Consider the following 26,128-nt stretch of genomic DNA (forward strand, 5'->3'; position numbering starts at 1 on the left):
AGGCTCCGGACCTTCGGCCTATAGTCGCCGGCCAGCGCCCGGAGCCCCACGAGGCCGCGGGACCGCCCCGCCGCCCATGGGACTCCACCCCCTCGTCCATCTGCTGCCGTACGTCCGCCGCTATTGGCGGTCCTACGCCCTCGGCCTCGGCTGCCTCTTCGCGGCCATGGGCCTGCGGCTGTGGATCCCGACGGTTCTGGGCGGCGCGATCGACGAGCTGCAGGGACTGGCGCGCTCGCTCGAGGGCGGCGCCGAGGACATCGACCGGGCCGCATTCATGGGGCTGGTCGCGCGGGCCGGCCTGCTGATCGTCGCGGCGGCCCTGATCGGCGCGGTGGTCCGCACCGGCAGCCGGCTGACGATCCTGGGCACCTGCCGGCGGGTGGTGCACGACCTGCGCGAGGTGCTGTTCGCCAAGCTCACGAACCTCGCGCCGTCGTTCTACCTGCGCTACACGACCGGACAGCTCATGTCGCGGTCGATGAACGACATCCAGTACGTGCAGGGGCTGACCGGCCCCGTGTTCATGTACATCGCTGAGACGTTGATCCTCTACATCATCGGTGTGTCGATGATGCTCGGCACCGATCCGGTCTTGACCTTCTGGGCGCTGCTGCCCTTCCCCTTCTTCATCTGGCGCGCGCGGGTGCTGGCGCGCACGATCCAGGAGGGCTCGCGGGCGGCCCAGGACGCCCTGGGGGTGGTCAGCGAGCGGGTCAGCGAGAGCCTCGGCGCGCAGCTCGTGATCAAGACCCTGGGCCTGGAGCCCTTCGACTTCGGCCGCTTCGAGCGCCACGCGCGCGAGTACCGCGACCTGAACCTCGAGGTCACCAAGGCGCGCACGCGGCTGATGCCGATGATGACGGCCCTGTCCGGGCTGACCCTGGGCATCGCCCTGTGGCTCGGGCCGGGGCGCATCGCCGGCGGGAGCCTGTCGACCGGCGAGTTCGTGGCCTTCCTGTTCTTCCTGCGCTACCTGGCGGCGCCCACGGCGACCCTGGGCTTCGTGATCTCGTCGCTGCAGCGCGGGGCGGCGGCCCTGGGCCGCATCCACGAGGTGCAGGCGGCGCAGGAGACCCTGGTCTCGCCGGGCGCGGACGCGCCGACGCCGGAGCTCTCGGGCGCGCTCGAGATCCGCGGTCTGACCCTGGTGCGCGAGGGCCTAGCCAGCGTCGCCGGCGCCGCCCAGGGTCGCACGGACGGCGGACCGGCCGACGGCACGGTGCGGCGCACGGTCCTGCGCGACGTCTCCCTGAAGATCGAGCCCGGGCAGACCCTGGGCATCGTCGGGCACACGGGCTCGGGCAAGACGACCCTGATCCAGGTCATGGCGCGGCTGCTCGAGGTCGAGCCCGGCACGCTCTTCTACGACGGGCAAGACGCGACGACGATGGACCCGGCGCACCTGCGCGCGGAGATCGGGTGGGTGCCCCAGGAGGCCTTCCTGTTCAGCGCGACCCTGCGCGAGAACCTGCTGCTCGGCAAGTCCGACGCGACCGAGGGCGAGATCGCCGAGGCCGTGGGCATCGCCCAGCTCGAGAAGGACATGCCCCAACTCCCGCGCGGGCTCGAGACCATCGTCGGCGAGCGCGGGGTGACCCTCTCCGGTGGCCAACGTCAGCGCGCGGCCCTGGCGCGGGCGGTGCTCGCGCGGCCGCGGATCATGCTGCTGGACGACACCCTCTCCGCCGTCGACAGCGCCACCGCCGAGGGCATCTTGAGCGGCCTCGAGCCGATCATGGCCGAGCGCACGACGGTCATCGTCGCCCACCGCCTGAGCACCGTGGCCCACGCCGATCGCATCGTCGTCTTGGACGAGGGACGCATCGTCGAGAGCGGGACCCACGACGAACTGGTCGAGCAGGGCGGCATCTACGCCGAGCTGTGGCGCGCCCAGGACGAGGCGCCCAGCGAGGGTCAGGGCCGGCTGGGCGAGGTGGCCCGATGAGCGCACCGCGCCGCGAGTACGACCCGGAGGTCGCCGGCAAGAAGAGCGCCTTCGAGCTCACGCTGCTGAAGCGCCTGTGGGTCTACGTCCACCCGCAGCGCTGGAAGATCGCCGAGAGCCTGGCGCTCTTGCTGTTCAACCAGCTCTGTCGCCTGGCCCAGCCGACGCTGATCGCCCTGGCCCTCGACCGCTACCTGCTGGACGCGCCGATCGAGGGCAACTGGTCCAAGGTGGTCGACGCCTGGGACCGCTTCGCCCAGTGGGCGCTGGTGGACCTGGGCCTGCCGCTGGCGCCCTACCAGCTGCTGCTGGCGACCTTCGCCTTCTCGGTGGTGCTCGAGTTCGTCGCGCGCCGGCGCCAGGTGTGGCTGCTGGACCTGGCCGGCCAGAACGCCCTGCTCGACCTGCGCCTGGCCCTGTTCCGGCACCTGCAGCGCCTCTCGTCGTCCTTCTACGACCGCACCGCCGTCGGCCGCCTGGTGGGCCGCGCGACGACCGACGTCGAGGCCCTGGCCGAGATGTTCTCCAGCGGCGTGGTCACCATCCTCGGTGACTTCGTGAACATCGCGGCTATGACCGCGGTGCTCCTGTGGCTGTCCTGGCCCCTCGCGCTGGTCTGCTTCCTGATGGTGCCGGTGCTCCTGGGGCTGACCCTGTGGGTGCGGCACAAGGTGCGCGCCTGCTACGACGTGCTGGTCACGCGCCGCTCGGCCATGTCGGCCTTCCTGCACGAGCGCCTGGTCGGCATGGCCCTGGTGCAGTCCTTCGTGCAGGAGGCCGCCGCGCGCAGCCGCTTCGGCGAGTTCAACGTCGACATGCGCGACGCCCAGCTCGTGGCCGTGCGCTGGGAGTCGATCCTCTCCGCCCTGGTCGAGCTGATCGGTTCGCTGACGACGGCGCTGATCCTGTGGTACGGGGGCTCGCTGGTGCTCGACGGCCTGGGCCTGTCGATCGGCGAGGCCAGCCCGGCCGCCCAGGTGCTGACCATCGGCACGTTGTTCATGTTCATCGACTACATGACCAAGTTCTTCGAGCCGCTCACCGACCTGAGCCTCAAGTACACGGTGATGCAGAACGCGATGACCGCCGCCGCGAAGATCTTCCGGCTGATGGACGTGGACGAGATCCTGCCGGAGCCGGCCGAGCCCAAGGTCCCGGCCGCGCGCATGGGGCGGGTCGAGTTCAAGGGCGTGTCCTTCAGCTACAACGGGCGCCCGGAAGAGGACGTGCTGCACGGGATCGACCTGGTCCTGGAGCCGGGCGAGCACGTGGCCGTGGTCGGCGCCACCGGCTCGGGCAAGTCGACCCTGATGAAGCTGCTCACGCGCCTGTACGAGGTGCGCGAGGGCGCGGTGCTCTTGGACGGGGTCGACGTGCGCGACTACGCCGGCGTCGAGCTGCGCACGCGCGTGGGCGTGGTGCCGCAAGAGGTGCTGCTGTTCGAGGGCTCCGTGGTCGACAACCTGCGCCTGGGCCACCCCGAGGTCTCCGACCAGGACGCCATCGCCGCCGGCCAGCGCCTGCACCTGGACCAGATCGTCGGCCGCTTCGCGAGCGGTTGGTACGAGCAGGTCCAGGAGCGCGGCAAGAACCTCTCCTCGGGCGAACGGCAGCTCTTGGCCTTCGCGCGGGCCCTGGCCGTGGCGCCGGAGATCGTCGTGCTCGACGAGGCCACCTCCAACGTGGACACCGCCACCGAGGAGCTTCTGACCGAGGCTCTGCACGAGCTGCTCGCGGGCCGCACGGCGATGATCATCGCCCACCGGTTGTCGACCGTGCGCGAGGCCGACCGCGTGATCGTGATGGAGAGCGGGCGCATCGTCGAGAACGGCTCCCACGCGGAGTTACTGGCGAAGCGTGGCCACTACTGGCGCCTGCACCAGTCCCAGTTCGGGCGCGAGACGGCGTGAGCGAGGGGGCGGTGCGCCGGCTCGTGGTGGTCGGGGCCGGCGCGGTCGGCGCGAGCATCGGTGGACTGTGCTTCGCCGCGCGCTTCCCCGTGGTGTTGATCGCCCGCGGCGCGCACCTGGACGCCCTCTGCGAGCGCGGGCTCTCGCTGCGCCTGCCGGAGTTGGCCTTTCAGCTCGACGTCCCGGTCGCGGAGTCCGTGGCCGAGGTGGACTGGCAGCCCGGGGACGTGGCGCTGCTCGCGACCAAGCTCCAGGACGCCGAGCAGGCCTTGGACGCGCTGCTCGCCGCCGCGGGCGCGAAGGTCCCGGTGGTCTGCGCCGTCAACGGCATCGACGGCGAGGTCTGGGCCGCGGAGCGCTTCGAGACGGTGCTTGCGACCCTGGTCTGGCTGCCGGCGACCCACTTGATGCCCGGCGAAGTACGCCTGCACAGCGCCGGCGCGCGCGGCGTGCTCGACACGGGCGCTGTGCGCGGAAGCGCGGGTGTTGCGGACGAGATCTGCACCCTGTTCCGGCGCGCCGGCTTCGAGGCCCTGCGGCGCGACGAGATCCTGCGATGGAAGCGCGCCAAGCTGCTGACCAACCTGGGCGCCGCGGCCCAGGCTCTCGTCACCGACGACTGGCTCGCGGTGGCCGCGGCAGCACGGGCGGAGGGCACGCACGTCCTGGCCGACGCCGGGCTCGAACACGTACCCGTGGAGGAGCTGCTCGAGCGCTGCGCCTGCGTGGGTGAAGCGCCCATCGGCGGCGTGGCGCGGGAAGGCGGTTCGACCTGGCAGAGCCGCGCTCGAGGTCTGCCGCTCGAATCCCCTTGGATCGAAGGCGCCATCGCGCGCATCGCCGGCGAGCACGGCCTCGAGGCCCCGATCAACGCCGCCTTGGCACGCGCGGCGCTCGCCCCCCGCGACCGACGCGCGGCGGAGTTCCTGCCCGGGTAGTGGGACGTCCCTCTACCCGTCGGAGCTCCGGGCCGCGAGCTCGGCCCAACGCGGATCGTCCCGCATCTCCGCGAGCTCGGTAGCCTCGTCCATCGACTCACCCAAGACGTAGCCGGCTCGGATCGCTGCATCCAAGTGCTCGAAGGCCCGATCCAGGTCGGCCGGGAGGACTTCACCGGCGCTCACCCGCAAGCGGGTGCAGTGCAGACTCGCCAACTCGTAGTCGACGCTCGCGTCGCCGCCGAGGTACTCGCGGGCTTCGCCCTCGACCTGCGCCAAGTTGACCTCCTCGCGGCCCATCAGGCGACAGTCCGCCAGGTCGAGCGTCGCCCGCCCACGCACGTAGCGCGCCATCGCGTTGTCGGGATCGCTCGCCAGGATCAGATCCCAACACTCCAGGCTCTCCGCCAAGGCCGCGGCTGCCTCGGCCGAGCGCCCCATGCCCATCAGCTGACTCGAGTGCATCCCGAGCGCCCGACCGAGGGTGTCCAAGTCGTCCAGCGTGCCGGAACTCGCGTGGGCAGCGCGAGCCAGGACGATCGCGTCGAGCTGTGCTTGCAGCGCCTCGTCCTCGCGCCCCAGGTAGGACAGCATCAGGCCCAGGTTCATGGTCAGCAGCAACTTGCTGGTGCGGACCCGCGCGTCGTAGGGGCGCTCGGCCAGGAACTGCTCGGTCAACTCCAATCCCCGCCGCGCATCGGCCACGCAGCCGGCCACGTCCTCGAACGACTGCGGCTGGCCGCTGGTCGCCACGAGCAACCCGATCAGAGCGCGTCGCGGCTCGGGCTCCTCGGGACGCTGCGCGACCTGCTGCTCGAACAGGGCCCGCACCCGCACCTCGAGCCGCGCCCCCCGCTCGGCGTCGCCGAAGCGAGTTTCGAGCGACTGCAGGTCGCTGAGCACATAGGACACGTCGCGGCCCAGCTGCCAGTCGCCCGGCGATTCCGCCAGCAGGTCGTCGAGCAAGCCCAGCGACTCTTCCAGGAGTGGCCGCGCCAGCTCGACCTCTCCCCGTCCCAGGTAGCGTCCGCCGCGGTGGCGTAGGACCAGGGCCAGGTCGGAGCTGAGCTCCGTGTTCTGCGGCTCCGCGCTCCGCGCACGACGCAGCAGTTCGATCGAGCGAGCCAAGTCCTCGTCCATCTCCGCGTTCCGCCCGAGCAACGCGAGCTGGGCCGCGCGACTGTTCAGCGCCACGCCCAGGTCCCAATCGACGCTCGTGCTCCCCCCGCGCTCTCCCAGAGCCTGGTAGGCCTCGATCGACCGATCGAAGTGCACCAGGGCGTCCTGCGGTCGCCCGAGGATCACGACCACCTCGCCCAGCTCGCGCGCCAGTCGTGCGCGATTCGCCAGGGCCGCGGAGTCCTCCGAGAGCTGCGGCATCAGCGCCTCGAGGCGCGCCTGGGCATCGGCCAGGATCTGCTCCCGGACGCGCTCGACCCCGGGCACGCCGTCCAGAGACTCGTGACCCACCTCGCGCACCAGCTCGACGATGGCCTCCACGGCCTGGTCGAGGTTCGCTTCGGCGCGCAGGCGCTGCTCCTCGGCGCGGGAGTAGAGCAGCCCGAGCCGCTCGTTCGCGATGCCGCGCTGGATCGCGAAGCCAGTCGGCACGCCGACGATGAGCAGCACGGCCAGGACTGCTGCGACCGCGCGCGCCGGATTGCGCTGGGCCCAGCGCCGCAGTCGCAACCCGGGCCCCGCGGGGCGGACGGTGATCGGACGCCGCCCCAGGAAGTTCTCCAGGTCCGCCGCCAGGGCCTGGGCACTCTGGTAGCGCCGCGCGGGGTCGCCGTCCATGGCGACCTGGCACACGACATCGATGTCCCGCGGCACGCTGGAGTTCACCGCGCGCACGGGCGCCCGGTCGCCGGCCAGGATGCGTTCGCGCAGCTCGACCGCACGCCCGCCCTCGAAGGGCGCGCGCAGGCAGAGCAGCTCGTAGAGCGTGACCCCCAAGCCGTAGACGTCCGAGCGTCGGTCCGCGACGCCACCCGAGACCTGCTCGGGCGCCATGTAGGGCAGCGAGCCCAGGATCGATCCCGAGCGCGTCAGGTCGTCGACCCAGTCCGAGCTCGAGAGGCCGAAGTCGAACAGCAGCGCGCGGCCGTCGGCCGTCAAGAGGATGTTGGAGGGCTTGAGGTCCCGGTGCAGCACGCCGCTCTTGTGGGCGTGTTCCACAGCGCGGGCGACCTCGGCGACGATGCGCGCGCAGGCGGCGGCCCAGGTCCCCGTGAAGAACGGTGACGCGGCGACCTCCACTGCCCCGTGGCCGCGTCGATCGAGCGCGGCGCGCAGGGCAGAGGCCAGGTCGGCGGCCTCGAGCCGGGCAGGGTCCCGGCCCGCGAGCTCCGCCAACACCTCGGCCAGGGTCAGGCCGATCACCCGCTCCATGGCCAGGTAGGGCGTGCCGCGCTCTTCGCCGAACGCGTAGACGGGCACGATCCCGGGGTGTTGGAGCTTGGCCACGACCTCGACCTCGCGGCGGAACCTGGCGCGGGCCTCGGGGAAGGCCAGCTGGTCGGGGCGGATCAACTTGAGCGCCACCTCGCGGTCGAGCGACTCCTGGCGGGCGCGGTAGACGATCCCCATGCCCCCGCCCCCGAGGGTGTCGAGGATCCGGAAGTCACCCAGCCGCTCGGGCACGTCCGGCTCGACTTCCGTGAGCAGGCCCGCGCGGGCCAGGGGCTCGATGCGGCGGCGCAGCTCCGGCGCCTGCTCGGGGTGGGCGGCAAGGAAGGCCTCGAGGCCGCCAGGGGCGCCGCTCTCGAGCAGCTCTAGGCACTCCAGCATGAGTTCCGAGACGCGGTCGAGGCCGGGCTTCGATCGATCAGCCATGAATCGCACTTCTCCCTAGGATGGTCCGACGCGAGCCGTTCCCTTGGATCAAGACAGTATCGAAGACCTGACCGCCGCCGCGGTGCGCGGTGATCGAGCAGCCCTCGAGCTGCTGCTCGTGCGCCACCTCCCGGACCTGCGCGCCTACGTGCGCCTGCGGATGGGACCCGCCCTGCGCGACCGCGAGGGCGAGTCCGACCTGATCCAGTCCGTCTGTCGCGAGGTGCTGCTGCGCGCCGATCAGTTCCGCCACGCCGGCGAGGGTGCCTTCCGGGCCTGGCTCTACACCGCGACCCTGCGGAAGATCGTCAACCGCGACGAGTTCCACCGGGCCCAGCGCCGCGAGGCGGCGCGCGAAGAGGTCGCGCAGGAGTCGGGCCTGCTGGACGTCTACCGCCGCTTCGCCAGCCCCTCCGGTGTCGCCACCACCGCCGAGGAGCTCGCGCGCATCGAACGCGCGTTCCTGACCCTGAACGACGACTACCGCGAGGTGATCCTGCTCTCGCGGATCGTCGGCCTGCGGCGCGAGGAAGTGGCGCGCGAGATGGACCGCAGCGAGGCCTCGGTCCGCAACCTCCTGCACCGGGCGCTGGCGCAGTTGGCGCAGGAGCTCGCGACCGAGGCCCCCTGAAGTCGGCTCCAGCATCAGGGCAAGAGTCGCAGGTGCAGGCCGGGGCTGGCCGAGAGGTTCTGCGGCAACTGCGGGCAGGGCGCGGGCACCTGCGAGAACACGGTCTGGGCGTAGACGTCGAGACCCGCGAGGACCGGGGCGGCGGGGACCGGGGTGGGGAAGGTGAGCCTCCCCGCGCCGTCGGTGACGCCGCTGGTCAAGAGGAACTGCAGGCCCAGGTCCCAGTGGACCAGGAAGCCCAGGCCCCAGTCGGTCCCGGGCACGTCGGCTCCGAGCGAGAGCGCCAGGTAGACCAGGGTCCCCGCGGGCCCGCCGTCGGCGCGCAACTCGAGCACGCTGCCGAGCACGGGCGGCGCGACGGCGATCAACCGCTGGGGACCACCGCAGCCCTCGGTGCCGGAGCCGAAGTCCCAGGTCGAAACCGCCCGCGGATCGAGGGTCCAAGCGCGGCCGCGCCCCGAGAGCCAACCGGGCGCCGTCGCCGCCAGGTCGCCCAGGCCGTCGGCGTCGATGTCCGCGCCCGCGGCGATAGCGGAGCCGAGCGCCTCGCTCTGGCTGACGCCCGTCCAGCGGCGCAGCTCCGCGTGGGGAGCCTGACCGGAGAGGATCGAGACGCGCCCGAGGTTGACGACGGGGGGGAAGACCGAGAAGTCGTCGAAGCCGGGCGCTCCGGCGGCGAGGTCGACCACGCCGTCGAGATCCACGTCACCGACGACGGCGACCGCGGCGCCCAGGTGCTCGCCGACATAGCTGCCGACCCAGTAGCCGAGGTTCGCGATCGTGAGGGTCGAGTTGAACCGCACCTCGCCCGCCCCGGCGGCGCCGCCGGGGTCGCCGATCAACAGGTCCTCCATCCCGTCGCCGTCACGGTCCGGCACTGCGGCGAGGGCGGTCCCCACCTCGCTGGAGCCGAGCGCTTCCCAGAGGACCTGGCCGCTGCCCAGGTACCGCACCGTGACCCGGGCCGAGCCCTGTGACGTGATCGCCAGGATCGGATCCACCGTCGACGGGCCGGCGTCCAGGGCGGCGACGGCGGTGCCGAAGCGCGCGCCGGCCGCGGGTCCGTCGATCGAGGCCAGCTGGGAGCCGGCGGAGCTCGCGTGCACGGCGACGCGGCCGTGGTTGCCGACCTGCGCGCCCTTGTGGAAGTCCGGCGCGCCCACGACCAGGTCTTCGCGACCGTCGCCGGTCTGGTCGAGGATGGTCGTCAGCGCCGCGCCGAAGCGCTCGCCGGCGGCCTGGCCGCCGATCGTGACGATGCCGGTGCCGTCGGCCCCGGACACGACCCGCACGGAGCCCGTGCGGTCGATCCCGGTCTGGAAGGTCCCCGAGTAGGCCCAGGGCTGGCCGATGGCCAGGTCGGCCACGCCGTCGCCGTCGAGGTCCGGCAGGCTCGCCAGGGCGAAGCCGAGTTGGGCGCCGGTGGGGCCTTCGAGACGCCACAGCTCGCTGCCGTCGGCTCCCGAGCGCACGCTTACCGAGCCGCCGTCGTAGGCGCCGCTGTCATCGTGGGGCATGCCCACGGCGGTCTCCGCCAGGCCGTCGCCGTCCACGTCCCCCAAGAGCGCCACGCTCGACTCGACCGCCTGCTCCCTGCGCGGGGCGACATCGAGCAGCTTGGCGCCGCTGCCCCGGTAGACCACCGCGAGACCGGTGTCGGTCCCGGAGCTGTCGGCCAGGGGCGCGCCCACGAGGATCTCCGGCAGACCGTCGCTGTCCAGGTCGCCGAGCCCGTCCACGCGGACCTTGTTCTTGCCCAGCTCCAAGAGGTCGATCGACGCGGGGGTCCACTCATCCAGGACGTGACCGTCGTCGCCGGCCAGGAGCTTCACGGAGTCGTCCGCCGCCGCGACGATCCAGTTGGGGCCACCGGGCAGCCAGGTGCGGGCCAGGTCCGAGCCCAGGTGCTCGAGCAGCCCCCCGGTCACCGTCCAAGAGCCACCACTGGTGCCGCCCGCCACCAGGTACACCAGACCGGAGTTGACCACCGTCGCCCCGGTCGCCGGGTTGACGGCGTCGTACAGCGGCGCGCCGACCGCGAAGTCGGCCCGGCCGTCGCCAGCGATGTCGCCCAGCCCCACCACCGTCGTGCCCCAGCTCTCGATGGAGCTGGGGAAGTCGAGCAGGAGCTCCGACGTGACGGGCGTGAAGACGACCACCGCGCCCTGGGCCGTCGACGTGCCGATCCCGCTGGCCACCAGGTCGACCAGCAGGTTGCCGTCGAAGTCGCCGACGTAGTCCACGTCGTGCCCCAGGCCCTGGGCGCTGGCGGTGCCGAGCTGGGTGTCGATCAGCCATGCGTCGTCACCGGAGTAGACGAACACGGCGCCGTGGTCGTGGGGGCCGTTGCGCGGCGCTCCGATGGCGTAATCGGCCTTGCCGTCGAAGTTCACGTCGTTGAAGCCCGCGACCGAGGTGCCCAGGCGCTCGCCGCCGGCCCCCGTGTGGGTCCGCAGCAGCTCGCCCGTCCGCAGGGAGAAGAGCAGCACCCGCCCGTTGCCGCCGTCGGCCAGGGGCAGGCCGACCAGCAGCTCGCTGATCCCGTCGCCGTCGATGTCATAGAGCTCGTCCATGCAGACGCCGGTCCCGTCGACCTGGCCCAGGTCGAAGGAGACCAGGGTCCTGCGATCGGCGCCGGAGTAGACGCGCACGCAGGGGTCGCCCTGCACAGGGCGCGGACTCGCGACGGCGAAGTCCGGGACGCCGTCGCCGTCCACGTCCTCCAGGCCGGCGACGGCCGTGCCCAGGCCCTCGTCGGTGGAGTCGGAGGGCGACGGGGGTGTCAGGTAGTGGTGCACGGACTGTGCCGCGGCGAGGGGCGTCAGCAGGAGGCTGGCCGCAAGGGTGAGCGAGCGCATCGGATGCCTTGGAGGGTGGTTCGAGGGACCCGCGCTTCGGGTCCGAACCAGGCATCAGCGAGCCCAGGCCCACGTCTCGGTCATTCCGAAGTTCGTGGGACGTACGCTGGCGGGATCATTCGTCCCAGCGGCCCACCCGGTCGCCGGCGCGGCCGGCGACCGGGTGGGCCGCTGGGACGAATGATCCCGCCAGCGTACGTCCCACGGATTCACAGCGCCCGGGCCTGGCCCTATCGTGAGCGCCCCCCTGAACCCGCCCCGGCCCCCCAGAGCCCCTCGCGATGAGCACCCCCGTCTCCGACTTCATCCGGCACCACTACCGCCACTTCAACGCCGCCACCCTGATCGACGCGGCCGACGGCTACGTCAGTCACCTCGAGCGCGGCGGAAAGATGATGGTCACCGTCGCGGGCGCGATGAGCACCGCCGAGCTGGGCCTGTCCCTGGCCGAGATGATCCGCGCCGGCAAGGTCGACGCGATCACGTGCACCGGCGCGAACCTCGAGGAGGACGTGTTCAACCTCGTGGCGCACGACCACTACGTGCGGATCCCGAACTACCGCGACCTGGGCCCCGAGGACGAGAAGAAGCTCGAGGACTCCGGCCTCAACCGCGTGACCGACACCTGTATCCCCGAGGAGCAGGCCTTCCGCGCCATCGAGGAGCACATCCTGGCCCTGTGGAAGCGCGCGGACGACGCCGGCGAGCGCTACTTCCCGCACGAGTTCATGTACCAGCTCCTGCGCGAGAAGCTGACCGCCGACGACTACCACATCGACCCCAAGGACTCCTGGCTCCTGGCCGCCTGCGAGCGCGACCTGCCGATCTTCGTGCCCGGTTGGGAGGACTCGACCCTGGGCAACATCTTCGTGTCCCACGTGGTGCAGGGCCACCTGGCGAAGTTCTCCACGGTCAAGAGCGGCCCCGAGTACATGGGCCGCCTGATCGAGTGGTACCGCGAGGAGTCGCGCCCGGCGATGGCCGACAAGTCGAACCCCGGCATCGGCTTCTTCCAGATCGCCGGCGGCATCGCCGGTGACTTCCCGATCTGCGTCGTGCCGCTAATCCACCAGGACATGGGCGACGAGGTGCCCTACTGGGGCTACTTCTGTCAGATCAGCGATTCCACCACGAGCTACGGCAGCTACTCGGGCGCGGTGCCGAACGAGAAGATCAGTTGGGGCAAGCTCGCGATCGACACGCCCAAGTTCGTGATCGAAAGCGACGCCACGATCGTGGCGCCGCTGATCTTCGCGCGCGTGCTGGGCTGGTAGGTCTCGCGGGGAGAGGGGCGATGCCCCTGGTGGTGCGCCATCCAGGTGTGGCCCCCTCGGGCCGGATCCCTGGCAGCCGCGCCGCCGGGCTCGCCCGCCGCTCTGGTCAACGACCCGCGGGGAGCTCCACGACGCTCCACGCCATGTAGTTCACGCCGGACAGGTCCTGGACCCGAATGCGCCGATAGCGGCCAGACTCGGGATCGTACTGAACGCGCATGACCTGGTCTTTGTTGTCGTTGGCGACGAACAGGTCGTCGGCGCCGTCGCCGTCGAAGTCGAGCAGGGCCGTGGCGTGCTCGAAGCCGCCCGTTGCGAAAGGCGGCACGATGCGCTCGTCGATCCACTGTCCGCCGTCCAGCGTCAGTCGGTAGATGCCACCGTTGTTCGTCGACGCGATCAGCTCATTGCTGCCGTCACCATCGGTGTCGCCGCCGCACAGGAATCGGCACATGGAGCCCTCGATTGCGACCGACGGACCCGCCACCATCGCGCTCGCAGCCGCGTCCCAGACGAACGACTGAACCTCCACGGGCTCGCTGCGGGCGGCCGAGGCTCCGAAGCTGGTTTCGCTCTCCACGGCGGCGTAGAGCTCGACCGCGCCGTCCTGGTCGTAGTCGAAGGCCAGGATCTCCCTCGCGCGGCTCGTCGGCAGGTGCGCGATGACCGAGCGCACGTATTGACCGCGCTCGGGTACGTAGCGGTACATGTCGATCCAGCCGGCCGGTTGCTCGCCGTCCAGACGGTTGGGCTCCGAGGGGGTGGTGAACAGCTCCGGCACGCCGTCGCCGTCCACGTCGCCGAGCTCGACCTCGTGCACGAAGATGCGCTCACGGGTCTCGTGCAGCCGCAGGGCTTCGAGCCCGGACGGGGTCTGCTCGAGCACGTACACGCCGCCGCGGTCGTGGGTCACGATCGCCAGCTCGTCCACACCATCGCCGTCCAGGTCGCCAATCTCGATGTCACGGAAGCGCTGCTCACGCCCACCGACGTTGGCGGTCCACAGGAGCTCGGGGGTCCAGGTGCCGTCCTCACTGCGCCAGATCTGCAGGAAGGGCATGTTGGCCGAGATGGTCAGGATGCCCGGCTCGCCGTAGAGCGGCTCCCACCACAGGGCCTTGTGGAACACGTTGCCACCGGCCATCTCGTAGTTCTTCGTGAACTCCTTGTCGCCGCGCACCTGCCACTGGACCGAGTCCACCGCGATGTCGTCCGCGGCCACAGGCGCCCAGACACCGTCCGAGGGTTCGAGACGCACGACAGCGCCGATGGGCTCACCCGCCTGCGCCACGCGGAAGACCGTCTCTCCACCGGGCGCGGTGCCCGGTTGGACCGTCAGGCTCGAGGGCTCCGTGACGATCTCCTCCGAGGTCCACGGGCCGTCCGGTTCGGCGGACGGACGCAGCAGCAACATCGTCGCCGGCTGGGGCGCGGAACCCGCCGCGAAGACGGAGATGGCCAGGATCAGGCCCGGCTTGGCGTCGTCGTTGGGGCTGGAGCTGGTGGCTTCACCTTGACCGTGGGCGACCAGCGAGAGCAGGCAACAGGCGAGTGAACAAGGCGACGGTCTCATCTCGACCTCCAAGGTCTTCGATTGCTCGGGAAAAGGCGTGGCCGCCCAGTGTAAAGGCGGGAGGCAAGTTCGAGTGCAGCGTCGACGGTGCTCGCGTTAGGCGTTCGTACGGTGCCAGGCACAAAACCGCCGCCTAGATGCGTGGGTGAACAGGCGCCTTCGGCGCCTGTTCACCCACGCATCTAGGCGGCGGTTTTGTGCCTGGCACCGTACGAACGCCTAGTGCGACCGGGCGTGGGCATGCCCCCGCGCGGGCTCCGACCGACGCACGCCCACGGTCTCGATCTCGCGCAACTGCGACTCGAAGAAGAACTCGCGCTCGCCGAATGCGGGCACGAGCTCGTCGAACCAGGTGGCACGCGGGTCGAACTTGGCGAAGAACGGCCGGTTGGTCCACGCGGGATCGCGGGCCTGGATGAAGCGCAGGACGAAGACCTCTTCCCCGGCCACCTCGGCCACGCCCTGGATCTCGACCTTGCCGGGGCCGCAGCTCATGGACGGGCCGCGCGCGGTGCGCGCGAGGCCGGAGACCTGCTTGATCGCGTCCCGATAGATCTCGTGGGCGCGGGCCAGGGGTAGCTCGAAGTAGCCGCGGGCCCCCGTGTCGCGCTCGACGAACATGTAGTAGGGAACTATCCCCAGCTGCACCTGCTCGCGCCAGGTGCGGGCCCAGGTGTCGGCGCAGTCGTTGACGTGGCGCAACACCGGCGCCTGGCTGCGGATCGCGACGCCGCAGTCGCGCAGGCGACGAACCGCGCGCACGGCGACGTCCGTCTCGAGCTCGCGCCAGTGCTCCAGGTGGGCCATGAAGGCCACGTGCTTGCCGCCGCGCACCAGGCGCTCGAACAGGGCCGCAAGGTCGTCGGCGTCCTCGTCGGAGACGAAGCGTTGGGGCCAGAAGGTGAGCGCCTTGGAGCCGATGCGGATCGTGCGCACGTGGTCGAACTCGGGCGCGAGCAGCGCCTCGAGGTAGCCGCGCAGCACCTTGGTACGCATCACCATCGGATCGCCGCCGGTCACGAGCACGTCGCTGACCTCGCGGTGGTCGGCCAGGTAGGCGTGCAGGCGGGTGGCGTCGCGCTCGGCGAACTTGAGCTCGCGGTCGCCGATGAACTGCGCCCAGCGGAAGCAGAAGGTGCAGAAGCTGTGGCAGGTCTGGCCCTGGCTGGGGAAGAACAGCACCGTCTCGCGGTACTTGTGCTGCAGACCGGTCAGGCGGTCGCCGTCGAAGACTGGCACGTTCAAGGCCTGTTGGCCCGCCGGGTGCGGGTTGAGGCCGGCGCGGATCTCGCGCGCCAGAGCGTCGATCTCGCCGCGCTCGGCCCCGCGGCGGTGCAGGGCCGCCATGCGCTCGAACTCTTCTGCCGCGAGCATCCCCCGCTGGGGGAAGACCAACTGGAAGATCGGGTCCTCGGGGACCCGATCCCAGTCGATCAGCTCGCGGCAGACGTAGTCGTTGACCCGGAAGGGCAGCACGCTCGCCACGACGCGCATCTCGAAGCGCTGCTCGTGGCCGATCCCGGCCAGTTGGGGGATCTGCTCGAGCTGGCCCGCCGAGTACGCACGCAGGCGCGGAGTGCTGGCCTGGATCATGGAACGGAAGCGTAGCGCCTGGCTCGGGTCGCCACGCGCCCCGGGCGGATCAGTGCCCCGCCGGCAGCTCCATGATGTTCCAGGCCATGTAGTTCACGCCCGACAGGTCGTAGATCTTGTCGCGCTTGTAGCGCCCGCCCTCGGCATCGAAGCGCACGCACAGGACCTGGTCCTTGTTGTCGTTGGCCACGATGACCTCGTCGGTGCCGTTGCCGTCGAGGTCGATCAGGATCGTGGCGTGCTCGAAGCCGCCCGAGGCGTAGGGCGCGACGATGCGGTCGCTCTCCCAGGCGCCACCCTTGCGCTCGAGCTTGTAGATCCCGCCGTTGTTGGTCGAGGCGATCAACTCGTTGGTGCCGTCGCCGTCGGTGTCGCCGCCGCACAGGAAGCGGCACATGCAGCCCTCGATCTCGATCGACGGACCCGCGACCATCGCGCCCTTGGCCGCATCCCAGGTGAACGACTGGATCTCCACCGGGTCGCCCTCGGCGGCCGACACGCTCTGGTCGGTCTCGGTCTCCACCGCGACGTAGAGCTCGACCTTGCCGTCCTCGTCGTAGTCGTAGGCCAGGATCTCCTTGGCGTGGCTCGCGGGCATGTGGACCACGACCGAGCGCTCGTACTGGCCGCTCTGTGCGGAGTAGCGGTACATATCGACCCAGCCCGCCTGGTGGTTGCCGTCCAGGCGGTTGGGCTCCGACGGCGTCACGAACATCTCCGGCACGCCGTCCCCGTCCACGTCGCCCAGCTCGACCTCGTGCACGAAGATGCGCTCTTCGGTCTCGTGCAGTTTCTGGGCCTCGAGGCCGGTCGGGGTCTGATCCAGCACGTACACCGCGCCACGGTCGTGGGTCACGATCGCCAGCTCGTCCTGGCCGTCCCCGTCCAGGTCGCCGATCTCGATGTCGCGGAAGCGCTGCTCGCGCCCGCCGACGTTGGCGGTCCACAGGAGCTCAGGCGTCCAAGCACCGCCCTTGCTGCGCCAGATCTGCAGGAAGGGCATGTTGGCGGAGATGGTCAGGATGCCCGGCTCACCGTAGAGCGGCTCCCACCACAGGGCCTTGTGGAACACGTTGCCCCCGGCCATCTCGTAGTCCTTGGTGTTCGGCTTGTCGCCCCGCATCTGCCAGTCGACCGAGTCCACGGCGATGTCGTCGGCCGCCACCGGCCCCCAGGCGCCGTCCGTGGGTTCGAGCCGCACCACGCCGCCCGTGGGCTCGCCGCCCTGCATCAGGCGGAAGACCGAGTCGCCGTTCGGCGCTGTGCCGGGCTGAACGGTGAGGCTGTTCGGCTTGGTGATGATCTCCTCCGAAGTCCACGCTCCCTCGGGATCCGTGGGCGGACGCAGCAGCATCATCGTCGCCGGCTGGGGCGTGGAGCCCCCGGCGAAGACCGACTTGGACAGGATCAGTCCGGGCTGTTTGGATTCCTGGCCGCAGCTCGTGAGGGCGGCGGCGGCGAGGAGGGCGGAGGCAGCGAGGACGGGTCGACGATGGCGCATCGCAGGGGGAGCGGAGGGGGTGCGGCGGGAGGGGATCGAAGGCCTTCTACGGTGAACCTACCCCGCCCGTGAGGGTCCGATCGGCGGAAGAGGGCGACCAGGATAGCGGCCCGCCGCGCCCGCCGCCCGACTACTCGCCGGCCAGCCAATCGCGGGGGACGAGGTAGCGCTCCAGCAGCGCCGCCTCGGGGGTCCCGGGCTGGGGGGCGTAGTTGTAGGACCAACGCACCTCGGACGGCAGGGAGGCCAGGATCGACTCGATCCGCCCCCCCGACTGCAGGCCGAACTTGGTGCCGCGGTCGTGGACCAGGTTGAACTCCACGTAGCGCCCGCGGCGGTGCAGTTGCCAATCCCGTTCGGCCTCGCCCCAGGGGGTGTCCTTGCGACGCTCGAGGATCGGCAGGTAGGCGCTGATGTAGTGGTCGCCGACGCTGCGGTGGAGCTGGAAGCAGCGCTCGAAGCCGAGCTCCGAGAAGTCGTCGTAGAAGACGCCGCCGATCCCCCGGGGCTCGCCGCGATCGCCGATGCGGCGGTGGGTGTTGACGAAGTACTCGTCGCAGGCGGCCTTGAAGCGGGGGTAGAGGCCCGGATCCACCGCGTCGCAGGCCGACTTGGCCTCGGCGTGCCAGTGCACGCAGTCCTCGTCGTAGCCGTAGTAGGGCGTCAGGTCGAAGCCGCCCCCGAACCACCAGACCGGCTCCTGGCCCTCCTTCTCGGCGATGAAGAAGCGCACGTTGGCGTGGCTCGTGGGCGCGAAGGGGTTGCGCGGGTGGACGATCAGCGAGACCGAGACCGCCTCGAAGGCTCGGCCCGCCAGCTCGGGCCGCCGGGCGGTCGCCGCCGCCGGCAGGGAGTCGCCCCGGGTGTGGCTGAAGTTGACCGCGGCCTTCTCGACCACCTCACCACCCTCGAGGACCCGCGGCCGGGCCAGGCCGCCGCGCTCGCCCTCGAGCACCTCGCGCGAGAAGGTCGCGGCGCCGTCCTGGGCCTCGATGCCGGCGCAGATGCGGTCCTGGAGGTCGAGCAGGTAGTCGCGGACGGGTCGGGATTCGGGGCGGGACATTGTTCCGGATTCTGGGGTCCGTCGCGGCGGCTGGGCGAGTCAAAAGGAGACCCCTGGATCTCCAATCTCCGTCGAGCCCAATCCTACGCATCCCGAACCGCGCGATCGGCGCTCCAGGCGACCCGACCCGGTCGAATCGGTAGGAAGCTGTACGCTCGACGGCCCTCGCCCCTCCCAAGCCCCAGGGGGGGTCCGCTGTCCCTCCGACAGACCCTTCGATGAAGCTTCTCCCCCATACGCTGCTGGGCCTGACCGCGGTCCTGGCCAGCGCCAGCGCCGCGACCGCCCAGCTCGAGGCCCCCAAGGCCCAGCGCGGAGCCTCCGCCGCCGTGGCCGGTGCGTCCGTCGCCCCCATCGCGCCCATCGTCCTGAACCAGGTCCTGGTCGGGCTCGCTCCGGGCGTGGCTCCGGCCGACGTCGCGGCCCAGGTTGGCGGGATCCTGATCGACCAGTTCGGTGACCCCCTGGCGCCCCTCAGCGCGGGCGGCCCGGGTCTGGTGGCGCTGCTCCAACTGCCACAGGGCCAGGGCGTCGACACGGCCCACGCTTTCCTCACGGACGTGCCCGGCGTGATCTTCGTCGAGGGCAACACCGCCGCCGGCCCGCCGGAGGGCTGCGGCGGCAAGGCGGTGACCGGGCCCCAGCAGTGCACGGCGGCCTTCTTCGACGCCACGCCCACGGGCCCCGAGTACACCGACCAGGCCGCGGTGCCGGCCATCGCGCTGAACGGTTCGACCGCGCCCCAGGCCGGCTCGCCGACGATCGTCGCGGTGATCGACACCGGCATCGACCTCGCCCACCCCCTGCTCGCGGGCAACATCCACGCGCCCGGTTTCGACTTCGTGCTCGGCCAGCCGGTGGCGGCCGACCTCGCCAACGGGATCGACGACGACGGCGACGGGCAGGTCGACGAGGCCCACGGCCACGGGACCCACATGGCCGGCTTGATCGTGCTCGTGGACCCCATGGCCCGACTGATCCCCTATCGCGTGCTCGACGCCGACGGCGTGGGCACCTCCTACGACGTCGCGCGGGCGATCTACCGCGCCGCCATCGACGGGGCCGAGGTGATCAACCTCTCGCTCAGCCTCGCGGAGCCCTCCGCCGCCGTGGAGGAGGCGATCGAGTTCGCCCACGACGAATGCCACATCGCGATCGTCGCGGCCGCGGGCAACACGGGCTCGCTCGGCGTGGTCTACCCGGCGGCCTACCACGAAGTGATCGCGGTCGCCGCCGTCGGGGTCGATGACGTCGTGGCGCCCTTCTCGGCCTTCGGCAAGGAAGTCGACGTCTGCGCGCCGGGCGTCGACGTCTACAGCGCCATGCCGGGCAACCAGTACGCCCTGTGGAGCGGGACGTCGATGTCGACCGCGATCGTGAGCGGCGGCGTGTCGCGCCTGCACTCGTGGAGCTCGAAGGCCCACGAGCCCGAAGCGAACACCGACGCCCTGGCGGACGCCGCGCATTCCCTCGAGTCGACCAATCCGCTGCACAACGACCAACTCGGGTCCGGCCGCATCGACATCGCCCAAGCCGGTGTCAAGCTCCTCCACCACGACTGAGTCCGGCGCCCGTCCGGGCGCGGACCCGCCGGCCGGGGAGGACGACCAGCTCTTCGCCGGCGTGCGCGACGGCCGGATCGACGCCTGGGAGCGCTTCGTCGTGCGCTTCGGGCCGATCGTGCGCGCCGCGGCGAGGCGCGCGGGACTCCGTGGGGACGCCGTCGACGACGCCGAGCAGTCCACCTGGACCGTGCTCCTGCGCCACGCCTCGCACATCCGCGAGCCGCGCTCGATTCCGGCCTGGGTGATCACGACCGCCACGCGCGAGGCTTGGCGCATGGGCTCGCTCAAGGCTCGCGAGCACGAGGTCGGCCAGGGCCGCCGGGCCGACCTCGGGCTGCCCACGACCGCGGCGGCGGCCGACGAGTTGCCGGCGCGGCTCGAGCAGGTGCAACTGGTTCGCGACGAGGTCGCCCGACTCGACGGTCGCTGCCGAGCCCTGCTGACGACCCTGTTCCTGGATCCGGCTACCCCCTCCTACGAGGAGATCGCCAGCCGACTCGGCATCCCGGCCGGCTCGATCGGTCCGACCCGCCAGCGTTGCCTCGCGCGCCTGGCCCTGGCGCTCGAACGTCGGGGGTTCGACGACGACTCCTTCTGACGGAATTCGGAAGCTTGCACGTATCGAACACGGCCTCCGCCGCTCAATCCCGCTGGAGCCAGGCATGAACACCGACGCTGAACCGGACGACTCGCGGCTGAACCTCTACGGGGATCTGATCGCGCACCTGGAGGGCGAGCCGACGAGTGCGGCGCTCGAGACCCTGCGGCGCGAAGCTCCGCTGGAGTTCGACCGGCGGCTCGCGCACGTGCGCCAGGTATTGGCCGCCGCGGCCCAGGCGCGGCTCGAGCCCCTGCCCCGCGCCAGCCTCGATCGCGCCAAGGCCCTGCTCGCCGACGAACGCGGCCGCGGCGGCTGGCGCACCCTAGTCGGCAAGTTGGTTCCGCCGATCGCCGATCCGCAGCTCGCCCTGCGCCAACAGGTCGCCGGACTGCGCCCCTACCAAGCGCTGTACACGGTGGACGACTACGACGTCGACCTGGCCCTGGATGAGTCCGGTGCGCTGATCGGCCAGCTCATGCACCGCGACGGCGACGAGCTGGGCGCGGCGCGCGCGGTGCTGCGCGGCGACGACGGGCGGGTCGCAGGGACCCCGCTCGATGCCTTGGGCTGCTTCGTCTTCGACCAGCTCCCCGCGGCGCCGATGGAACTCTCGATCGAGCTCGGCACGACCCTGATCGTCCTCGCGGACGTGGATCCGAACCGGTGAACGAAGCGCCGGAAGCCGCGGGCGCGCAGCCCGCGTACCTGGCGCTGCTGCTCGGGAGCGACGAACCGAGCCAGGCGCAGTGGGAGGCGCTCCTCGCGCGCCAGAACGGTGAGAACGAGGCCCTCGCCGACGAGCTCAAGGCCGAGCTCGACCGCACCGTGCGCCGCGATCCGCCCGCGGCCTTGGTGCTGGCAGAGCGGCTCGAGCGCCTGACGCGCGGGTTGCCCGAGCGACGCGTGCTGGGCCTGCGTGGACGCGCCGTGGCCTTCCACGCCAACGGCCGCAGCGCGGAGGCCATCGTCGACTACCGCGCGGCCGTCGAGCTCTACGACGCCGCGGACGAGGCTCTGGAAGCCGCGCGCGTGCGTCGCAGCCTGGTCGACGTGCTGCAGATGAGCGGCAACAGCGACGCGGCCCTGGTCGAGGCCGCACGCGCTCGCCGCGTGTTCGAGGCGCGGGGTGAAGAGCGCCTCTTGGCGCAGCTCGAGTGCAATGTCGGCAACGTGTACTTTCGCCTCGATCGCTACATGGAGGCCAGCGACAGCTACCGCAGCGCCATCGCCCGCTTCGAGCGCATCGACGACGCCCTCGGGCGCGCCTTCGCGCTGATCAACCTCGGCAACGTCGAGACCAACGCCAACGATTTCGACGCGGCCCAGCACTCCTTCGCCGACGCGGAGCGGGTCTTCGCCGAACACGATCACCAGATCTTGGCCGCCGAGGCGCGCTACGGCTTGGCCTACCTGGCCTTCCGCCGCGGTGACTTCGCGGGCGCCGAGGCCGGACTGCGCGCTAGCCGCGCGGAATTCGAGGCGCTCGGCAAGGCCAGCGGGCCGCCGCTGTGCGACATGGACCTGGCGGAGCTGCACCTGCGCCTCGACGCCTGGCGCGACGCCCGCGACCGCGCCGAGGCCGCCGCGCTGCGCTTCGAGGAGTTGGGGATGGACTACGAGCAGGCGCGCTCGACCCTCTTCGCCGGCGTGGCGCACGCGCGTCTGAGCGCGACCGACGAGGCCGAGCGCGCCCTCGCCGCCGCCGCGCGCCTGTTCGCGCAGCTCGGCAACCGCGTGCTAGGAGCCCTGGTCGCAATCCACCGCGCCGAGCTGCACGCAGGCACCGCTCGCAGCCCCGCCCTGGCCGCGGCCCTGGTCCAGGCCCGCGACGACCTGGCGGCCAGCGGCGATCGCTTCCTGACCGACCTGGGGGAGCTGGCCCTAGCGCGCTCGCGGGTCGGGATCGGCCAACTGGACGACGCGCGCAGCGCCCTCGAGGCGCTGCTCGAGCGGCGCGGCGGGCGGCTGCCTCTGCAGAGTCTGGTGGAGATCGAGGCCTGGACCGCACTGGCGGAGGTGCATCGGCACGCGGGCGACGGGCCCGCCCAGGAGGTCGCCCTCGAGCACGCCATCGAGGCCGGTGAGGACGCCTTCGCGCGCCTTTCGATCGGCGACGCGCGCCTGGCCTTCTTCCGCGAGCGCCAGCCGGCGATCACGCGCCTCGTGGCCACGCGACTCGAGCGCCTGGGATCGGGCTACGCACGCGAGGCCGTCGAAGAGCTCGACCGCAGTCGCCAGCGTAGCCTCGACGAGGCGGACGCGCGCCGCTTCCCGCCGACGCCGGCCCTGCGCGCAGCGCGCGCCCGCCTCAACGCACTCCTGTGTCGCCAGCTCGACGCTTCAACCGGAGCCTCGGCGGAACCATCTCGCGGTCCAGCGACGGACCTGAGCGCGGAGTTGCTGCGAGCCCAGGACGAGTTGATGGCGCTGGTTCGCGGGCTCGATCCGGAGCCGACTTCCGCGCAGCCTGTCATCCGTGGCATCGAGGTCGCGCCCCTGGACGCCGTTCCGAAGGGCGACGCGCTGCTCTACTACGTGCTCGACGGCGACGACGTCTTCGTCGTCTTCGGCGACCCGCTGCAGATCGGTGACTTGGGCGCGCGCAAGCTCGATTGCAGCGGGCACGACCTGGAGCTCTTGGCCGCAGGCCTGCGCTTTCAGATTGGCAAGTTGCGCCTGGGTGCGGAGTACGCAGCGCGCCACGCACGCGCCCTCGAGCGCAGCGCGGCCGCGCTGCTCGACCGAATCGGCCAGCTCTTGCTGGAGCCGGCGGCCGAGGCGCTCGACGGCCGGCCGGTGACGATCGTCCCGATCGGCGTGCTGCACGAGCTGCCGATCCACGCCGCGACCTTCGACGGTCGACCGCTGATCGCCGGCTGCGACGTCTCCTACGCGCGCAGCCTGCGCCAGCTCGCGCGGCTGCGGTCGCCGCGTGCGGTCGACGGCCATTGGCTCGCCTGCTTTTCGCCCGAGGCCGACCTGCCGGCCATCGCGCGCGAACGCGAGGCCCTGAGCGCGAGCCTCGGCGCGCGCCTGGAGCCGCGCGAACCCGACGACCTGCTCGAAGCTCTGACCGCCAAGCCATGCCGCCTACGCGCCCTGCACCTGGCGTCCCACGGCGCTTTCCAGCCGGACCACCCGCTCTTCTCCGGCCTGCGCCTGGGCGACCGCTACTTGACCGCTCTCGACCTGCGTCCGCTGGAGCTCGAGTGCGAGGTCGCGACCCTGTCGGGCTGCGAGACCGGCCGCATGGGCCGCTCGCGCTCGGACGAGTTGCACGGGCCTGCGCCTGCGCTCCTGGCCGCTGGCGCGCGCTCGGTCGTCTCGAGCCTGTGGCCGGTGATCGACGCGGACTCCGCCGAGCTGATGGACGACCTCTACCGCGGATTGGCGCAGGGTCAGCCGGTGCGCGAGGCCTACGGCACCGCGGTCCGGGAGCGCATCGTGGGCGGCTCGCGGGCCCTCGCCTGGGCGGCCTTCGTGCTCGCCGGCGACCCCCTCGCGCGTCCGGGCGCCTGAGGCGGAAGCGGGGCCCCGCGCGATTTCCGCCAGAAAAGGCGGAGGATCCGGGGGCCCCGGGTCATGGACTCTCGCGACCGAAGTCCACGCCTCCCCCCTCCACGCACCGCCACCTGCCGTGATCGAAGTCGAGCACCTGCGAAAGACCTTCGGCGCCAACGTCGCCGTCGACGACGTCAGCTTCACCGCCCGGCCGGGCCGAGTGTTCGGCCTCTTGGGGCCCAACGGCGCCGGCAAGTCGACCACCATCGGCAGCCTGTGCGGGTTGGTGCGTCCCGACGGCGGCTCGGCGCGGCTGTGCGGGCGCGACGTGACCGCGGGAGCCTCGGCGCGCGAGGGGCTCGGGCTCGTGCCCCAGGACCTGGCCCTGTACGAGGAGCTGACCGCGCCCGAGAACCTGCGCTTCTTCGGCGCGGCCCAGGGCCTGCGCGGGGCGGAGTTGGAACGGCGCGTGGCCCAGGTCCTCGCGCGCGTCGGCCTGGCGGACCGCGCCAAGGAGCCGGTCTCGCGCTACTCCGGCGGCATGAAGCGGCGGCTCAACTTCGCCTGCGGCGTGGTGCACGGGCCGCGGGTGCTGCTGCTCGACGAGCCCACCGTGGGCATCGATCCCCAGAGCCGCGTGGCCCTGCTCGACCTGGTGCGCGAGGAGGCGGCGGTGGGCTCGACGGTGCTCTACACCACCCACTACATGGAGGAGGCCGAGGCCCTGTGCGACGACCTCGCGATCGTCGACCACGGGCGCGTGATCGCCAGCGGCACCCTCGACGAGCTGCGCGCGCGGGTCGGCGAGCGCGACCTCTTGCACCTGGACGGGACCTTCGACGGGGACGCGGTGCGCGCGGCCTTCGCGGCCCTGGAGTCCCTGGCGGATGTCGAGGTCGTCGGCGCCGACGCGGAGCTGGTAGCCCTGGCCGCGCCGCGCGCCAACGAGCGCCTGCCCGAGCTGTTCGCCGTGGTGCAGGGCGCCGGCGGCACGATCCGGGCCACGACCCTGCGGCGCCCGAGCCTCGAGAACCTGTTCATCGAGCTGACCGGTCGGGAGTACCGGGAGTAACCGTGTACGTGCTCCTCGTCGCCGCGCACGAGCTGCGCCGGCGCCTGCGCGACCCGCTGGCGCTGCTGTTGATGGCGGCGGTGCCCCTGGGCATCGCGGTGGTGCTGCGCTTCGCCTTCGGCGGCACGGGCGAGGACGCGACGACGCCGGTGGCCGAGGTGCTGGTGCTCGACCGCGACCAGAGCCTGGTGTCGAGCCTGCTGCTGGGGGCCCTGGGCCAGGCGGGCGACAAGATGCCGATCTCGACCGAGGTGGTCACCGACGAGGACCAGGCGCGGCGGCGCATGGACCGCGGTGACGCAACGGCGCTCTTGATCATCCCCGAGAGCTTCGACCGGGCGCTCTTGCTGGAGGAGCCGGCGACGCTCGAGTTGGTGGTCAATCCCTCCCAACGCGTCCTGCCGAAGATCGTCGAGGAGTCCCTGGCGATGCTGGTCGAGGCGCACTTCTACGTGCACCGCGTGGCGGGCTCGACCCTGGCGCGCTTCGGCGACGGGCCACAGGACGCGTCGGTCTATCCGAACGAGGACATCGCCGCCGTGGCGGTCGAGTTCAACGAGCTCGGCGCGCGCCTGGCCGAGTGGATCGACCCGCCGCGGATCGAGCTCGACGTGGTGGTCGAGGGCGACAAGGACGATAGCGGCGAGGCGAGCGCGACCGCCCTCGACACCGGCGGCGTGGTGATGGCGTCGATCCTGGCCATGACCCTGATCTTCGCGGCCCTGGGCCTGTCCGAGGACCTGTGGGTCGAGAAGAAGTCCGGCACTCTGCGGCGGGCCCAGGCGGCCCCGCGGCCCCTGGCCGGTTGGCTGGGCGGCAAGCTGCTCGCCCACGGGGCGCTCTTCGCGGCGCTGACCACCGGAGGGATGCTGGCGGCGCGTCTGGGCTTCAGCGTCCACTTCACCGGCGAGCTGCTGGCGCTGGCTTGGCTGACGACGTCGACCACGGTCTTCGTGACCCTCCTGCTCGTGGCCCAGTCGATGGCGCGCACCCAGCGCGCCGGCACCATCGTCGCGAGCCTGTTCGTGTACCCGCTCCTGATGATCGGCGGCGCCTTCTTCCCGCTCGAGGCCATGCCCGACGGCCTGGCCGCGATCGGCGTGCGCACGCCGGTGGGCTGGGCCCTGGTGCGCTTCAAGTCGATCCTCGCGGGCAGCGCGGAGGCGGGTTCTCTGCTGGTCGACTTCAGCCTCGTGCTCGCCGTCGGCGCCCTGCTCTTCGTCGTCGCCCTGCGACGCCTGCCCGGATTCTCCGCCCGATGAGCG

The 26,128-nt window shown here is 71.6% G+C and carries 17 protein-coding genes; 11 read left to right on the top strand and 6 right to left on the bottom strand.

Going from position 1 to position 26,128, the window contains the following annotated elements:
• Positions 1-76: 76 nt before the first annotated feature.
• Genes Pla133_RS22400 through Pla133_RS22410 form a run of 3 tightly spaced genes read left to right on the top strand, consistent with a single transcriptional unit; the run spans position 77 to position 4,796 of the window.
• A complete protein-coding gene (locus Pla133_RS22400; RefSeq protein WP_145069447.1) occupies positions 77-1,948 on the top strand; it encodes an ABC transporter ATP-binding protein in 1,872 nt (623 codons plus the stop codon).
• Positions 1,945-3,858 carry an ABC transporter ATP-binding protein gene (locus tag Pla133_RS22405; RefSeq protein WP_145069449.1) on the top strand — a complete coding sequence of 638 codons (1,914 nt, stop codon included), beginning with the start codon at positions 1,945-1,947 and terminating at the stop codon, positions 3,856-3,858. The genes Pla133_RS22400 and Pla133_RS22405 overlap by 4 nt, the downstream gene beginning before the upstream one ends.
• Positions 3,855-4,796: a ketopantoate reductase family protein gene (locus tag Pla133_RS22410; RefSeq protein WP_419191855.1), complete on the top strand. Its 942-nt coding sequence runs from the start codon at positions 3,855-3,857 to the stop codon at positions 4,794-4,796. Before Pla133_RS22405 ends, Pla133_RS22410 begins: the two co-directional genes overlap by 4 nt.
• A 12-nt stretch (positions 4,797-4,808) precedes the next feature.
• On the opposite strand, the gene Pla133_RS22415 is transcribed toward Pla133_RS22410, so the two are convergent.
• Complete coding sequence (locus Pla133_RS22415; RefSeq protein ID WP_145069453.1) at positions 4,809-7,631, bottom strand: serine/threonine-protein kinase; 2,823 nt, start codon at positions 7,629-7,631, stop codon at positions 4,809-4,811.
• Between the two features lie 43 nt (positions 7,632-7,674).
• On the opposite strand from Pla133_RS22415, the gene Pla133_RS22420 reads away from it, so the two are divergent.
• The gene (locus Pla133_RS22420; RefSeq protein ID WP_145069454.1) at positions 7,675-8,262 is read left to right on the top strand and encodes an RNA polymerase sigma factor; all 588 of its coding nucleotides are present in this window, start codon (positions 7,675-7,677) and stop codon (positions 8,260-8,262) included.
• Between the two features lie 14 nt (positions 8,263-8,276).
• Here Pla133_RS22420 and Pla133_RS26675 read toward each other — a convergent pair whose 3' ends face one another.
• A complete protein-coding gene (locus Pla133_RS26675) occupies positions 8,277-11,120 on the bottom strand; it encodes an integrin alpha (protein WP_419191856.1) in 2,844 nt (947 codons plus the stop codon).
• 281 nt (positions 11,121-11,401) lie between these two features.
• On the opposite strand from Pla133_RS26675, the gene Pla133_RS22425 reads away from it, so the two are divergent.
• Complete coding sequence (locus Pla133_RS22425) at positions 11,402-12,394, top strand: deoxyhypusine synthase family protein (protein ID WP_145069456.1); 993 nt, start codon at positions 11,402-11,404, stop codon at positions 12,392-12,394.
• A 106-nt stretch (positions 12,395-12,500) separates the two neighbouring features.
• Here the strand turns inward: Pla133_RS22425 and Pla133_RS22430 are convergent, their stop codons facing one another.
• The 4 genes from Pla133_RS22430 to hemF all read right to left on the bottom strand — a co-directional run bounded on the left by Pla133_RS22430 (position 12,501) and on the right by hemF (position 18,124).
• A complete protein-coding gene (locus Pla133_RS22430) occupies positions 12,501-13,967 on the bottom strand; it encodes an FG-GAP repeat domain-containing protein (RefSeq protein WP_145069458.1) in 1,467 nt (488 codons plus the stop codon).
• Between the two features lie 219 nt (positions 13,968-14,186).
• The gene (locus Pla133_RS22435; protein ID WP_145069460.1) at positions 14,187-15,560 is read right to left on the bottom strand and encodes a KamA family radical SAM protein; all 1,374 of its coding nucleotides are present in this window, start codon (positions 15,558-15,560) and stop codon (positions 14,187-14,189) included.
• 49 nt (positions 15,561-15,609) lie between these two features.
• Positions 15,610-17,061 carry an FG-GAP repeat domain-containing protein gene (locus tag Pla133_RS22440; RefSeq protein ID WP_145069462.1) on the bottom strand — a complete coding sequence of 484 codons (1,452 nt, stop codon included), beginning with the start codon at positions 17,059-17,061 and terminating at the stop codon, positions 15,610-15,612.
• Positions 17,062-17,191: 130 nt separating this feature from the next.
• A complete protein-coding gene (hemF, locus tag Pla133_RS22445; RefSeq protein WP_145069464.1) occupies positions 17,192-18,124 on the bottom strand; it encodes an oxygen-dependent coproporphyrinogen oxidase in 933 nt (310 codons plus the stop codon).
• Positions 18,125-18,342: 218 nt separating this feature from the next.
• Between hemF and Pla133_RS22450 the strand changes: the two genes are divergently transcribed.
• The 6 genes from Pla133_RS22450 to Pla133_RS22475 all read left to right on the top strand — a co-directional run bounded on the left by Pla133_RS22450 (position 18,343) and on the right by Pla133_RS22475 (position 26,125).
• Positions 18,343-19,686, top strand: coding sequence for a S8 family serine peptidase (locus Pla133_RS22450; protein ID WP_145069466.1), 1,344 nt, complete (start codon positions 18,343-18,345; stop codon positions 19,684-19,686).
• Positions 19,661-20,287 carry an RNA polymerase sigma factor gene (locus Pla133_RS22455; protein ID WP_145069468.1) on the top strand — a complete coding sequence of 209 codons (627 nt, stop codon included), beginning with the start codon at positions 19,661-19,663 and terminating at the stop codon, positions 20,285-20,287. The genes Pla133_RS22450 and Pla133_RS22455 overlap by 26 nt, the downstream gene beginning before the upstream one ends.
• A gap of 64 nt (positions 20,288-20,351) precedes the next feature.
• Positions 20,352-20,957: a hypothetical protein gene (locus tag Pla133_RS22460; RefSeq protein WP_145069470.1), complete on the top strand. Its 606-nt coding sequence runs from the start codon at positions 20,352-20,354 to the stop codon at positions 20,955-20,957.
• Positions 20,954-23,809 (top strand): CHAT domain-containing tetratricopeptide repeat protein, encoded by a 2,856-nt coding sequence (locus Pla133_RS22465; protein ID WP_145069472.1) that lies wholly within the window; start codon positions 20,954-20,956, stop codon positions 23,807-23,809. Before Pla133_RS22460 ends, Pla133_RS22465 begins: the two co-directional genes overlap by 4 nt.
• Positions 23,810-23,927: 118 nt before the next feature.
• A complete protein-coding gene (locus tag Pla133_RS22470) occupies positions 23,928-24,863 on the top strand; it encodes an ABC transporter ATP-binding protein (RefSeq protein ID WP_145069474.1) in 936 nt (311 codons plus the stop codon).
• 2 nt (positions 24,864-24,865) lie between these two features.
• A complete protein-coding gene (locus tag Pla133_RS22475; RefSeq protein WP_145069476.1) occupies positions 24,866-26,125 on the top strand; it encodes an ABC transporter permease in 1,260 nt (419 codons plus the stop codon).
• Positions 26,126-26,128: the final 3 nt, after the last annotated feature.

This window comes from Engelhardtia mirabilis, assembly GCF_007748095.1.
Classification (GTDB): Bacteria; Planctomycetota; UBA1135; order UBA1135.